Source organism: uncultured Helicobacter sp. (assembly GCF_947367035.1).
GTDB lineage: Bacteria > Campylobacterota > Campylobacteria > Campylobacterales > Helicobacteraceae > Helicobacter_D.
The window spans coordinates 1-13,959 of sequence record NZ_CANBCA010000021.1; the positions used below are offsets into that span (position 1 = coordinate 1).

Here is a 13,959-nt window from a genome sequence, read left to right on the forward strand (position 1 = left end):
GACCTTTTGGAGTGCCAATTGTGCGAACTTTAACGGAATATTTTGCCTCTATACCTTGTTGAGCTAACATCAAATCCACGTGGATAATTTCGCTAGTAATAGGGTCTTTTTGATACTCCTGAATCACAACAGGATATTTTTGTGTGCCAACTTCTACTTCAAAGATTAAATCCGTTTTACTTTTAACCTCGCGAATAAAAGCATTGCGTTTAAAAGCGCAATGGATATTTTCCCTGCCTTTTCCGTAGATATTAGCAATTAGATAACCATTTTTTCTTAAAATCTTCGTATCAGACTTAGAAATACTCTCTCTAATTATTCCACTTAACATTTTGTGTCCTTAAAAATTAAAATAAAACCTACCATTATAGCAGACTTTCTTAAAACTTAATTTAAATTTATTCTAAACTTGACAAAATTTTTCCAAAAGCTATTTTAAAGTCCTCTAAACCTTGCTCTAAAAGCTCTTTACTTACTGCATTCAAGTCCACCCCTGCTTCTTTGACATTTGCAAAAAACTCTTCTAGCTCTTCTAAACTTGGCAAATAAGCTTCTTCTATATTATCTAATTCTACAAAAGCTTTTAAAGCTGCAAGTGGAGCAGTATTTATTGCATAAGAATGATAAAGTTCCTTAATGTAATATGCAGGCTCTAAATCCTCTCCTTTAACGCCAGTGCTTGCAAAAAGTGCTCGCACACCGGGTAGAGAGTAACTATTTAAGATATGATAGAGATATTGTGCATTTTTAATGCCTAAAGTTGCATTTGGGATTCCTTTTTCTTGTAAGATAGAATCACACTTTCTATCAAAGCGAGAAACAAAAATACTTACAACCGCACGTGGATAATCTTTAAAATCTTTTTTACTTGCCTGCTTCAGTTCTTCATAGCCTCTCTTAAATGCTTCCATACAGCCTATAACTTGATCTTTGCTGAAAACTAAAGTTGCATTCACAGAGATTCCTTGTGCAATCAATTCTTCCATTGCACTAAAGCCAGCCTTTGTTGCTGGAATCTTAATCATTACATTGGGGTAACCAATATCATTGAACAAACGAAGCCCCTCTTCTGCAGTAGCTTTTGCGTCTTCACATAAATTAGGGTCTACTTCAAAGCTAATGTAACCATCATTTGGATTTGCTTCATAGAGCGGTTTAAGTAGTTCTGCGGCGCGCTGAATATCAGTTTTAGCTAGTGCTTCATAGATTTCCTTTGCGCTTTTGCCTTTTAATGAATCTTTTTGAGATTGATAACTTTCACTCAAAAAAGCTTGTTGAAAAATTGCTGGATTGCTTGTTGCGCCCTCTATCAAATCTCCTTCAATCATTTTAATAAAATCATTTTCCAAGAAATCTCTTTCTATAAAATCACACCAAAGCGAAAGTAAAGCACTCTCTTGCATATTATCTCCTTAGTCCAAATAGGGTTTAATTAACATTAAATCTTTTTTTTCAATGATGATGTTTGCAGCTTCTTGCAACACTGCTTTTGCGCAAAATGCGACTTTTTTGTTTGCATAGGGAAACATTGAAACATCATTAGCGCCATCGCCAATCACTATTGTATTCTCATAGGTTGCGTTGAGCAAAATTTGTAGCTTTTCAAGCATGCGCCCTTTAGAATACGAAAACATCATTTCACCTCCCACTTCTCCTGTTAGAACATTCCCTTTGCGGTGCAAAGTATTACTAAAATACATATCATAGCCCAATGCTTTTTGTCCAGCACTTACTCCCTCATCAAAACCACCACTAAAAACTATAATCTTATAATTTCGCTTTTTAAATTCCATAATTAATTCTTTAGCTCCTCGGTTATAGGAAAAATGATTGCACACTGCATAGACTTTTTCTAAAGGCATACCTTTTAAAGTAGCTACACGTTTTTTTAAGCTATCGTGAAAATCTAATTTTCCCGCCATTGCCTCTTTAGTAATTTGACTTACCTCTTCTTCGCTACCATTTGAACGTGCTAATAAATTAATCGTCTCTCCGTCCATTAAAGTGGAATCAAAATCGAACACTGCAAGTTTCAAAAAAAATCCTTAAAATCTAAAAATGGCAAGTATTATACAACGCCAAAATATAAAAGTGTTTCAAAAATGAAGTTTAATTTATTTTTTTAGGTTTTTTAAAGCAAGTAGAGAAACTCTACTTGCGCTTAAGAGATTCCAAGTTTCTTTTCAAATTGGACAATTCTATCCCAAGTTTCAATCATAGAATCTGGATTAAGTGAAATAGAAGTGATACCATTTTCTACTAAAAATTCTGCAATTTCTGGATAATCACTTGGAGCCTGTCCGCAGATTCCACAATATTTATTATGTTTTTTACAAGATTCAATCGCCATTTTAAACATTTTTAAAAGAGCGGGATTACGTTCATCGCCTATGTTACTTACAAGTTCCCCATCTCTATCTATACCTAGTGTTAGCTGTGTTAAATCATTAGAGCCAATAGAGAATCCATCAAAGAGCTGCAAAAATTCATCTGCTAAAATAATATTCACAGGCAATTCGCACATCACATAAATTTCTAAGCCATTTTCTCCTTGCACTAAACCATTCCTACGCATAATATCTAGCACTCTGCGCCCCTCTTCTGGGGTTCTTAAGAATGGAATCATAATTTTCATATTAGAAAATCCCATTTCATTTCTAGCCATTGCTAGAGCTTCACACTCCCATTCAAATGCTTGCCGATATTGTTCAGAATAATAGCGACTAGCCCCCCTATATCCAATCATCGGATTCTCTTCATTGGGTTCATAATCCTTTCCACCCACCATACGACAATATTCATTTGTTTTAAAGTCGCTTGTGCGCACTATAACAGGTTTAGGATAAAATGCAGCAGCAATCATTCCTACACCCTCTGCAATCTTTTTAACAAAAAAGTCTTTGGGATTCGCATAGCCTGACATAATTTCTTTAACGCCTTCTACACCATCAAATTCCTTGTTGCCATTGTGTAAATCAATCAATGCCAAAGGATGTGCTTTAATGTAATTATTAATGATAAATTCCATTCTAGCCAACCCTACACCATTGTTTGGAATCATAGAAAACGAAAAGGCTTTTTCAGGATTTCCAATATTCATATATACTTTAGTCTTCGGTTGTTCTAAAGTATCTAAATCAATTTTTTCTACCTCATACTCATAAATCCCCTCATACACAAATCCATCTTCCCCCTCTGCGCAAGAAACTGTAACTTCCATTCCTGTTTCTAGTTTTTCTGTCGCTCCCACTGCACCGACAATTGCTGGCACACCAATTTCACGAGCCACAATAGCAGCGTGGCAAGTGCGCCCTCCACGATTCGTAATCACAGCAGAAGCTTTTTTCATCGCAGGTTCCCAATCTGGGTCTGTATTATCTGTAACCAAAATCTCACCCTGTTTTAGTTCCCCCATATTAGAGATATTATCAATCACACGAATTTTTCCAACCCCAATTTTACCCCCTACAGCTTTACCTGTTAGTATAATTTCTTTTTCACTTTTATCTTTGAAGAAATATTTTTCAAAGGTGTTATTCTGTTTTTTCATTTTTTGACTTTGCACGGTTTCAGGACGTGCTTGCACGATAAAGATTTCTCCGCTATTCCCGTCTTTTGCCCATTCCATATCCATTGGACGATATTCCCCTGCTTCTTTAGAATAATGTCTCTCAATCAACAGCGCATAACGTGCTAAAGTTAAGATTTCATCATCTTCTAAAGAAAAGCTCTTTAATTCTTCCTCTGTAGTTTCAATGTTTTTGGTTGGGTGTTTAGCACCTGGGGCTGCATAAACCATTTTAATATTTTTAAATCCTAATTGACGCTTTAAAATGGGGCGTTTACCTAACTCTAAAGAGGGCTTAAAGACATAAAATTCATCAGGATTTACCGTCCCACCTACAACATTTTCACCAAGCCCCCAAGATGAAGTAATAAATACCGCATCTTTGAAACCTGTTTCTGTATCAATGCTAAACATTACCCCAGAGCTTCCCTTGTCTGAACGCACCATTTTTTGCACTCCCACAGATAATGCGACTTTGAAGTGGTCAAAGTTTCTTGAAGCCCGATAACTCACCGCTCTATCAGTAAAGAGCGAAGCCATACAGGATTTAATATAATGAATAAGCTCTGTTTGCCCTTGCACACTTAAATAAGTATCTTGTTGTCCTGCAAAACTTGCATCAGGTAAATCTTCCGCTGTTGCAGAGCTTCTTACAGCGACATCCGCCTCTTCCATTTTATATTCTTCACTCAAGATTTTGTAAGCTTCTAAAATCTCCTTGCGTAAGTCCTCTGGTAATGGAGTTCCAAAAATCATATCACGAATTTTTTTAGAGCGAACATTTAAGACATCAATTTCAGTTACATCAATTCCATCAAGCAATTCTTTAATTTTTTCACGAATCCCTGCACTATCTAGCAAATACCAATATGCCTCACTTGTGATTGCAAACCCATTTGGGACTTTAATTCCCATTGGCACAAGTTCTTGGAACATTTCCCCAATACTTGCATTTTTCCCCCCAACGATAGGGACATCTTTGTTGTTTAACTCTTTGAAAAACTTGATGTATTTCATCTTAAATTTCTCCTTGAAATTCCTGCATAAAAATTTGTTTTATGAAATAAAACGCGTATATTCTACTGAATTTAACTTTATCTCAATCTTAGTTTATCTATACTTTATACGTCATTTGATAAACTTTCATTGATTTTGTAAAATTTACACACAAAACCCGCAATTTAAGGAATAAAATGGAAAACTTACCCCAAGTTTTAGCACAACACAAACTCACACAAGAGGATTACAATAAGATTCTAAATATCTTAGGACGCGAACCCAATTTGATAGAATTGGGTATTTTTTCAGCAATGTGGAGTGAGCATTGTAGTTACAAATCTAGCAAAATTTATTTAAGTGGTTTTCCTATCCGCGCTCCTTGGGTGATTCAAGGACCGGGAGAAAATGCTGGAATCATTGACATTGGCGGAGGATATGGAGCAGTCTTTAAAATGGAATCACATAATCATCCAAGTTTTATAGAGCCCTATGCAGGTGCAGCAACAGGTGTAGGTGGAATTATGCGTGATATTTTTACGATGGGTGCTAGAGTAGTAGCAAGTTTAAATTCTATTCGTTTTGGTGATATTACAAAAAGAGATTCCATAGGAGCGAAACATCGTTATCTATTGCGCGGAGTTGTAGCAGGAATCGGTGGTTATGGAAATTGTATGGGTGTGCCAACCATTGGCGGAGAAATGAGTTTTGAACCAAGCTATGAAGGAAATATTTTAGTTAATGCCTTTTCTCTCGGAATCGTAAAAAACGATGAAATTTTTTATGGCAAAGCAGAGGGGGCCGGCAATCCTGTCTTTTATGTTGGTTCCAAAACAGGACGAGATGGTTTGGGTGGTGCAGTAATGAGTAGCGATTCTTTCAATGAAGATTCTAAGGCGCTTCGCCCTACCGTACAAGTGGGAGACCCTTTTACTGAAAAATTACTTTTAGAGGCTTGTTTAGAGTTATTTAAACAAAATTTAATTGTAGGAATCCAAGATATGGGTGCAGCAGGATTGACTAGCTCAAGCTTTGAAATGGCGGGACGTAGTGGAAGCGGAATGATACTGCACCTAGATAAAGTGCCTATGCGTGAAAGCGGAATGACGCCTTATGAGTTAATGTTAAGCGAGAGTCAAGAGAGAATGTTGCTTTGTGCTAAAAAAGGTTGTGAAGAAAAAATTATAGAAATTTTCAATAAATGGGAATTAGATTGCGCAATTATCGGTGAAGTTACTAATAGTAGCAAAATGGAGCTATTTTGGCATAATGAAAAATGTGCAGAGATTCCTATTGCACCTCTTAGTGATAGAGCGCCAATTCTTAATCGCCCCGTTAGTGAAAACCCCCATTATTTGGATTCCATTATTTCTTTGGATAAGCAAAATTTAGAATCACAAGATGTTCAAGAGGTGTTTGAGTTTTTACTAAAAAGTCCAGAGATTTGCGATAAATCTTGGGTTTATACACAATACGATTCTAGTGTGCAAACAAATACGATTATCCCTAGTGGAATGGGTGGAGCTAGTGTGATTCGTGTTAAAGAAAATGGCAAAGGCTTAGGAATGAGCGTAGCTTGTTCAAGCCGACTTTGCTACCTTGACCCAAGAGAGGGAGCAAAACAAGCTGTGGCAAAGGTGGGACGAGATATTGCTTTGCGCGGAGGACGTGCTTTAGCAATTACAGATTGTTTAAATTTTGGAAGCCCAGAAAATCCAGAGGTAATGTGGCAATTCAAAGAATCTTGCGAAGGGATTAAAGAAGCTTGTAAAGCCCTCAATACTCCTGTAGTAAGTGGTAATGTTAGTTTATACAATCAAACCAATGGAAAAGACATTTATCCTACACCGAGCATTGCTGGAGTTGGTGTGATTGATGCCATTAATAATGTTTTACAATCTAGCTTTCAAGAAGAAGGGCTAGAAGTTTATCGCTTAGCCCCAAAAGATATTAAGTTACAATTTGGTGCAAGTTTGGTAGCAAAATATTTTGGAAATTCCTTTAAAAGTGAAGTTGCAAAGATAAATTTACAAGATGAGTTATTTTTGTGGAGTGTGCTAAATGCTGCGAACGAAAGAGGACTAATCAAATCTGCGGTGGATATTTATCAAGGGGGATTGGGGTTAGCATTAGCCAAAGCGTGTATTAGAGGAAATGTTGGTGTTCAAAGCATAGAGAATCTTACATTTAGCGAGCTTTTTGGTGAAGCATCCACACAGGTTTTAATTGCCATAGAATCTCAAAAGATTTGTGCATTTAGGGATTTGCTTGAAAATTCCAATTTAGCTTTAACCAAAGTAGCAATACTTGGGGGCGAGACACTCCATATTGGCAAAATCTCTATGCCACTTCAATATGCACGCAATATTTTTTATCAACAATTTCAAAAAATTGTTGAAGCACTTTAAAAGTCATTTTAAGATTCCACAATGGAATCTTAAAAGATATTTGTGTGTTTCTAGCCTTGTTTTATTGCCTTGCTTGGCAAATGAACCTAACAATATTCCTTTGCAACCAAATTTTATGAATTTTGATCAATTTTATATGCAAGTGCATACACAAACCTTAGCACGTAATTTTGTGCGATTCCGTCATCGTGTGGTTGTTAGTCGCGAGGGTTATCACTCATTATCTCTCAAAGAAAAGGAGGTTTTAAACCAACTACACGCACTTGTGCTAGTGTTTAGCAAAATTTCGTGGTTCATTTATTTTAATGAACAAAGTGGAGTTGGAATCTCAACTACCACCAATAGCCATTTGCAATTTGATATTCGGTATTATGAAACTTTAAAAGACATCGGTATAGAAGGAGACATTAAGGCAATGTGCGTGTTGCCTTATTTTGATAAATGTATTTTGCTAGGTTATAGAATGTTTTGATATATGGCTTATTTTATATTACCCTCAACGCATTATTCTTTTTAAAAAAACCATCGCCAATAAAGCATACCAAAGAGAATAATAAATACAATTCCAGCAAGGCTCAATAAAATCCCAAATCTAAACATATCCCAGATTTTAACTCCACCTTTACTGAACACTATGGCATTAGGTGGAGTGGAGATAGGAAACATAAAGGAAAATCCTACACAAATTGTTGCAATGAGCATTACCAAACTTTGCATTTGTGGGTCTAAAAAATCTTTTGTAGAAGCAAAAATTGCAGACAGCAGAATCGCAATTAAAGCTGTAGAGCTAATAAACATTGTTAAACATAAAACTAAAAGACAAACGCATAACAAAAATACTAAAATAGGCAGGCTACCAAAATACTCAAAAATAGGCTTAAAAGCATCCCCTAATTGCATTTTTGCAATTGCCATTGCAATACAAAAACCAGCACCAAATAAAAACATTACTTCAAAAGGAATCGCTTTAGAATCCTCCCATTGCAAAACACCAATTTTAGGGAAAAACATTAAAAGTCCAAAACTAAGTAAAAGAATATTTTCATTAAAACCCAATCCATTATAAATTGGCTTAATAGGTGAATTCAACAATAATAAAAGCAGTAGAATCCCTATTAAAAACATAAGTTTTTTATGTGCAAATGTTACTTTAATACCCTCAAATGCATCAACTTTAAGCTCTTCGTTATTAAGATTATAAGAAAGAATCTTAATCATCACATAAAGCATACACAAAGTTAAAGGTAACATCATAAAAATCCAAGTGGCAAACCCAATACTCTCAAAATGTATCGTCTCTAAAAAACCTAGAAAGATAAGATTTGGTGGAGTGCCAATAGGTGTAGTAATCCCACTAATACTAGCCCCAAAAGCAACAGCTAATAAAAATCTACTTTTCAACATTTCATTTTGTGTGATAGAAAAAGCAATGGGGATTAGTAAAAGTGCCACCGTAGAATTAGATAACACACTGCCTAGCGCAACACTAGCCACCCCAAGTGCAGTTAAAACGCCTTTGGGAGTTGTCGGAAAATGGCTTAAAAATTTCTTTGCGATGATTTTGTGCAAACCAATCTTTTCTACCCCAATTGCAAGCATAAATCCACCAAGAAATAAAAAAATAATGGGATTTGCGTAATTGCTTGTTGCGCTTTTAACATCTAAGATTCCAAAGGCTGGAAACAAAATAATGGGCAACAAAGAGACAATGCCTAGAGGCAAGGCTTCATTAATCCATAAGGTAATAAGCAAAAACAAAATTCCAACAAACGCCCCCACCTCAAAAGAAGCCGCAAAGTAATAAATACTCAAAAAACCTGCCAAAAAAGCACAAAAAATCGCCAAACTCAAACCCAATAGAATCTGAAAATGCGTTTTAAATCTTAGCTTTTTGTGCAGTCTTGTCCTTAATCTCATTGAAAACCTTTTATGTGTTGATTTAATGAAATTGTAGCATACAATGTTAGTTTAATTCCTCCTCTATTCGCGACATTTCCTTAAGCGCATTCTTAAGACTTATACAGATTTCCTCGCTTAAATCTTTTGGGCTTGGCAGATTCTCCAAATCCTCTAAACTCTCATCTTTTATCCAAAAAATATCTAAATTCATCTTATCGCGCTGCTTAATCTCCTCAATGCCAAACGAGCGAAATCGCTCACTCTCCTTGCGATTTTCCATTGCTCCCAAGCAAAAACAAGATTCAAACTCCCTTAAATGCTCCGCACTTAAAGGACTTGTTACAAGGCTTAGATTCATATTCGTGCGCATATCATACCCCACACTCTCTGAAAGTTGCGCGAGTGCGGCATTATACGCACTCTCTAGCTCCAGCCCATCTAAGCGTATCAATCTTTCCCATTTGCAGCTTGCAGGGATTTTGCTACTCTCCCCGATACTCTCCCTCTCACTTTCCATTTTCAAAAACAGCAAATAGCTTAACTGCGCGACATACTCAGTATAACTCACACCACTATCACGCAAAATCGTTGCGAAATTCCACACCTTTGCAACAATCGCTTTTTACTCATTTTTACCCCCTCCCGCATTTTGATTACACATTTTCATAGCCCTTTTAATCCTTATAAATATCCTTTCTATGTCCTATATGGATTACACAAATAAGCAACACTTCTTCACTTTTAAGATAAATAATCCTAAAATCCCCCGCTCTCTTTCTAAATTTACCTTTATGGCGACCTTTGAGAGCTTTATCTCCGCTAAAATTGCCCCGCTCCAAATCCTCAAGTTTTGATTGCAAAAGCCTTTGATTTTTTGGATTTTGCTTCACAATAATGCTTTTTGCATAATCAGCAATTTCCAAACGATACATTAATCCCAACCTAATTGCCTTTTGAACTCATCATAGGGTATTGTTTTTCTTTTTCCCTCTTTAATCTCATCTATGACTTTATCACTTATCATTTCGTCCATTCTGTCTTGATATGCGATAATTGCTCGTTCTATCAAAGCGGTGCGTGTGAGATTCATTTCCTTTGCAGTGTAGTCAAGCGTTTGTATCAAATCCTTATCAAGCCTTATATTAATCGCACTTTTCATTCTCTCTCCTCTGCTTTTTGTATCTACAATTATAGATACAGATTCCTTAAATCTTTATCAATATTCTCTTTATCGCTAAATCCCAAGCAACAAAGCAAGATTGCATTTTACTTGCTCTAGCACTTCCTTTTCGCACTGCTCTATAAAATTCGCTCCCCTTGCCTTAAAATCTACATTTCTTAGCTGGTCGCTTAAAATCACTCCCTCTTTCTCTCCAATCACACAAGGCACTTCAAAAGGATAGCCTTTTATCTTGCTCGCAAGAGGCACACAAAGGCACAAACCGCTTTTTTGATTATATTCCTTTGGACTTAGGACAAGTGCGGGTCTTTTGCCCTTTTGCTCGTGTCCGCTCTGCGGAGTGAAATCAAATCACCACTTTGAGGCACATAGTTTGCCATTACCATTCCTTGCCTGTTGTGTCGTTTTCCCAAACGCTGTCTATATTAAGATTCTTTTTATTCATCGCCTTGCATATTTGCTTTAAATCCTTTTGCTTTTCTATGATGAGCTTTTCATCTTGAATGCTAAGTTTGAGCTTAGAATCTTGATTGAATCCCAAGTTTTTCAAAAAACTGCTAGGAATACGGAAGGCTAATGAATTTCCCCACTTATTGAGTTTGACTTCACTTGTCATACTTTCTCCTTGTATCATTGTATATACAATTATATATTATAATTTCTTATAGGTGATTTTTTGTGCAAACTCATTATCTGCGTTAAAGACTTCTCGCGCAAGGCGCACGATTTCCTCTGCGTGATTATCATCTTTAGCAAAAATCAAAGTCTTAGGTAAATAGCTAGGCTCTCGTTCGGGAAAAAGTAGGTCAAAGACTTTGTCTCTATAAGTTTCTAAAATCGTGCGGATTTGGCTAGGAACAAGCACGGAGCGGTCTAAATCTGCTTTGGAATATTCTAAATCCTCCTCTAAGCTCTCATAGCCGATTTTTCGCGTGTCTTTATCACGGAATGGCACTTGAAATTCTGCATTCGCTTCAATAATGCTACCTTGCTCACTAATTTGGGTTTTAATTCTAAAGATTTCATAGCCCACATTGACTTTATCAAGAATGGATTTTTCTAAGTCATATTGCGCCACAATATTTTGGGCAAAAAACCCTAAGGTATGCTTAGAGGGTGTCGCGCTAAGCCCGATAAGAAATACGTCAAAATACTCTAGCACCTGTCGCCATAGCCCATAAATGCTGCGGTGGCATTCATCAATGATGATAAAATCAAAGGTATCAATGCCAATTTGGGGATTATAGGCAACTTCTTTTGTCTCTTTATCCTCTCTTTCAAAGGCGGAGTGTTCCTCCTTTGTGCTATCAAATGCACTCTCTCCGCGCAAAATGGAATAAAGCCTTTGAATTGTCGTAATCACGACTTTAGATTCTGCGGGAATGCGATTTGTCTCTAAATGCACCACATTATAAATCTCGCTAAAATGCCGCTTATCTGTGCTTGGGATGAAATTATCAAACTCTTTTTTCGCTTGTTTGCCAAGATTGTTCCTATCCACAAGAAACAAAATGCGCTTTGCCTTTGACAAAAAGCATATAATCCGCCCTTGTGCCATTTTCTAGGATAAATTCTCTTATGGCAAAATTGCGTGCCGCATTGGGTGCAGAATCTCCCAAAGTGCAATCCTTAAAATCTCTTAACTCAAATCCCGCTAGTGACAAAAGCTTATCAATCTCTTCTCTCGCTTGTTGCTCTGGCTTTAAATCTTGTTCCGAACCTTGTCCTTTTTCTTTTTGCCTCATCGTATTTTACAATAAATTTTGAGTTAAAATCCAAAAATGCAAGAGCAATACAGCCCCATAAGGGCGCAAAACAATACAACCACACTCCAACAACACGCTAGAGCAAAATACCGAAAAATTGGGATAAAAACCCCATATCTTCTTAAACTTACAAGCCATAATAATGTAGCAAGAGAACCTATGGGCGTGAGCTTAGAACCAATATTGCACCCCAATAAATGTGCAAAAACTAAAGGTAAATTTTCCATTTCTCTCAGAGCCAAATCACCAAGCATTACCATAGGTAAATTATTAATAATACTGCTTCCAAATCCACTAAGAAACCCTATACCAAAAAGACTTAAAAACTGCCCTTGTGCTACAATTTTAGAGATTCCAAATTGTAAAATCTCTAAAAATCCCGCATTTTTGAGTCCAAAAACTACAACAAATAAACCGAAACTAAAGATAACTACACTAAAAGGCGATTCTTTTAGTAATTTAAGTGGCGCAATTCTGCCTAATTTTATTCCATAGCATACTGCCAAACTTGCACAAAGCCCAACAAAAATTGAAAGTGGAATCCCAAAATATGCCCCGATGCCTGCACAAAGTGGCAAAAGAGCAAGTAAAAAAAAGCAAAAATAAATTCCAAAAGTGCTTAAAAATTCCTCTTTAAAATGACTTGTTAGCACAAGCGTTTGGGGTAATTTCACTCCCAAAAACCACCAAAATACTAAAAGCGAAGCAAGAATAGCAAATCCCTGCGGTAAAACCATAAAGCGCATAAATTCTACAAATGGAATCGCAAACAAAGAAGCAGTTAAAATATTTGTAAGGTTTGAAAGCACAAAAAGATTGGAAGCAAAATCACTGATAAATCCCATAAAAAGCAAAAAAATAATTAAAGGTGCATAAAAATTCTCTCTTTTATGCGGGAAAAGCGCAAACATAAGAGGTGTAAGCACTAAAATTGCTCCATCATTTGCCAAAAATATTGCCAAAAATGCCCCAAAAAGAACTAAAAAGATAAAAAGTTTCCAACTTTTGCAATAAAAGATTCTACCCTTATCGCTAGACTCTCTATTCTCTCCAGTAAAGCATAGAATCTTATAAGCTAAAAAATCAAAAAATAAAATGCGCTCTAGTGTAAGTGTTAAAACAATCAATCCGACTAATACTAGAGTAGAATCCCAAACCATTATCCATACAAACCACACATCGTGCAAATTAACGATTCCAAGAAGTAGTGCAATGAATGCCCCAAATATACTGATTGCCCAAAATGGAATCCCAAAAGGGCGAATATAGATTAAAAGCATTACCACAACAAACAAAAAATATGCCATAAGCCAACTTTAAATGAAATCAATTTAATCATCATATAATCCCCAAAGATTCGGATTTATTTTAATTTTATGCGCAAGATTAATAGGGGTAATTTGTGAGATATTTTCTAAAGATAATTTTGGAATCTTTTGAGTTTTAGTGAAAATTACAGAATCTCGCACATATTTTTGATGAAGTTTAAAGGCATAAAATCCCGCTAAATAAGCGGAATACAACATACAAGAATGATGGCTATAAGTAGTGATGAGGGTATTTTCTGCACTGATTGCATAGAGTGTCTTAAAATACTCATAAGTCCATAAATCGCGATTCTTAGTCGGACTAAAGGCATCTTGAAAAATAATATTAAAGTGCATTAGATTCTGTGCGATTTTGTATGGTGTGTCCTTAGAATCTCTTGCAAGAAAATTCTTTAAAATCTCCCTCGCATTCCCTAAATACAAAACAATCTCCAAATCTTGCTCCTTATAATAATGTTGTATAATTAGGGATTCTAAAATTGCCAATTCGTTTTCTAACTCTTTAGGATAAGGGTGCTTTAAAAGTTTTGGTAAAAGATTGGAATCCAACTCTGGAGAATGAATAAAAATCTTTCCTTTAAATCTCAATGAATGTGCAGTATGCACTAGACACAGGGTATTAAATCCAAGTCCAAAACAAATATCAAGCACCGATAAAATGGGTTCTTGCATTTTTAAAGAAAGGGCTGGGAGGATATGTTTGTGCAAAGTTTCTTGTAATGCGCCGTCTTTTGCACTATGGTAGGCTTCACCAAAACTTGTATTATAGAGTGTTACACTTGAATCTTTTGTTAGAATTTGCATATTTTTATCT

General features: G+C 36.0%; 15 protein-coding genes and 1 pseudogene. 2 read left to right on the forward strand and 14 right to left on the reverse strand.

All coding sequences use genetic code 11. The features are described 5' to 3' along the window. The 4 genes from Q0Y61_RS07155 to ppsA form a co-directional block, all read right to left on the reverse strand. Positions 1-331 (reverse strand): 50S ribosomal protein L25 (locus tag Q0Y61_RS07155; protein WP_297813608.1); only part of this gene is annotated, 331 nt, incomplete at its 3' end. 67 nt (positions 332-398) lie between these two features. Continuing rightward, positions 399-1,403 (reverse strand): transaldolase, encoded by a 1,005-nt coding sequence (locus Q0Y61_RS07160; protein WP_297813611.1) that lies wholly within the window; start codon positions 1,401-1,403, stop codon positions 399-401. A gap of 9 nt (positions 1,404-1,412) precedes the next feature. Then, entirely contained in the window at positions 1,413-2,036 is a 624-nt protein-coding gene (serB, locus tag Q0Y61_RS07165; RefSeq protein ID WP_297813614.1) for a phosphoserine phosphatase SerB, read from the reverse strand. A 125-nt stretch (positions 2,037-2,161) separates the two neighbouring features. After that, complete coding sequence (gene ppsA / locus Q0Y61_RS07170; RefSeq protein ID WP_297813617.1) at positions 2,162-4,585, reverse strand: pyruvate, water dikinase; 2,424 nt, start codon at positions 4,583-4,585, stop codon at positions 2,162-2,164. A gap of 176 nt (positions 4,586-4,761) precedes the next feature. Between ppsA and purL the strand changes: the two genes are divergently transcribed. Next, entirely contained in the window at positions 4,762-6,972 is a 2,211-nt protein-coding gene (gene purL, locus Q0Y61_RS07175; RefSeq protein WP_297813620.1) for a phosphoribosylformylglycinamidine synthase subunit PurL, read from the forward strand. Positions 6,973-7,087: 115 nt separating this feature from the next. After that, positions 7,088-7,444, forward strand: a complete 357-nt coding sequence (locus tag Q0Y61_RS07180; RefSeq protein WP_297813622.1) for a hypothetical protein — start codon at positions 7,088-7,090, stop codon at positions 7,442-7,444. 41 nt (positions 7,445-7,485) lie between these two features. Here Q0Y61_RS07180 and Q0Y61_RS07185 read toward each other — a convergent pair whose 3' ends face one another. The 10 genes and pseudogenes from Q0Y61_RS07185 to Q0Y61_RS07230 all read right to left on the reverse strand — a co-directional run bounded on the left by Q0Y61_RS07185 (position 7,486) and on the right by Q0Y61_RS07230 (position 13,949). Next, entirely contained in the window at positions 7,486-8,889 is a 1,404-nt protein-coding gene (locus Q0Y61_RS07185; protein WP_297813625.1) for an SLC13 family permease, read from the reverse strand. A 46-nt stretch (positions 8,890-8,935) separates the two neighbouring features. Beyond that, complete coding sequence (locus Q0Y61_RS07190; protein WP_297813628.1) at positions 8,936-9,475, reverse strand: type I restriction-modification system subunit M N-terminal domain-containing protein; 540 nt, start codon at positions 9,473-9,475, stop codon at positions 8,936-8,938. Positions 9,476-9,545: 70 nt separating this feature from the next. Continuing rightward, positions 9,546-9,803 (reverse strand): type II toxin-antitoxin system RelE/ParE family toxin, encoded by a 258-nt coding sequence (locus tag Q0Y61_RS07195; RefSeq protein WP_297813631.1) that lies wholly within the window; start codon positions 9,801-9,803, stop codon positions 9,546-9,548. Further along, positions 9,803-10,030 carry a ribbon-helix-helix protein, CopG family gene (locus tag Q0Y61_RS07200; RefSeq protein ID WP_297813634.1) on the reverse strand — a complete coding sequence of 76 codons (228 nt, stop codon included), beginning with the start codon at positions 10,028-10,030 and terminating at the stop codon, positions 9,803-9,805. The genes Q0Y61_RS07195 and Q0Y61_RS07200 overlap by 1 nt, the downstream gene beginning before the upstream one ends. A gap of 75 nt (positions 10,031-10,105) precedes the next feature. Beyond that, positions 10,106-10,339: pseudogene (locus Q0Y61_RS07205) on the reverse strand (type II toxin-antitoxin system PemK/MazF family toxin); the annotation flags it as partial. A 91-nt stretch (positions 10,340-10,430) separates the two neighbouring features. Further along, entirely contained in the window at positions 10,431-10,667 is a 237-nt protein-coding gene (locus Q0Y61_RS07210) for an AbrB/MazE/SpoVT family DNA-binding domain-containing protein (protein ID WP_297813637.1), read from the reverse strand. 36 nt (positions 10,668-10,703) lie between these two features. After that, positions 10,704-11,552, reverse strand: a complete 849-nt coding sequence (locus Q0Y61_RS07215; RefSeq protein ID WP_297813691.1) for a DEAD/DEAH box helicase family protein — start codon at positions 11,550-11,552, stop codon at positions 10,704-10,706. After that, positions 11,545-11,796 (reverse strand): hypothetical protein, encoded by a 252-nt coding sequence (locus Q0Y61_RS07220; RefSeq protein WP_297813640.1) that lies wholly within the window; start codon positions 11,794-11,796, stop codon positions 11,545-11,547. Before Q0Y61_RS07220 ends, Q0Y61_RS07215 begins: the two co-directional genes overlap by 8 nt. A gap of 23 nt (positions 11,797-11,819) precedes the next feature. Further along, positions 11,820-13,124: an arsenic transporter gene (locus Q0Y61_RS07225; RefSeq protein WP_297813643.1), complete on the reverse strand. Its 1,305-nt coding sequence runs from the start codon at positions 13,122-13,124 to the stop codon at positions 11,820-11,822. 24 nt (positions 13,125-13,148) lie between these two features. Continuing rightward, positions 13,149-13,949 carry an MnmC family methyltransferase gene (locus tag Q0Y61_RS07230; RefSeq protein ID WP_297813646.1) on the reverse strand — a complete coding sequence of 267 codons (801 nt, stop codon included), beginning with the start codon at positions 13,947-13,949 and terminating at the stop codon, positions 13,149-13,151. Between the last annotated feature and the right edge of the window lie 10 nt (positions 13,950-13,959).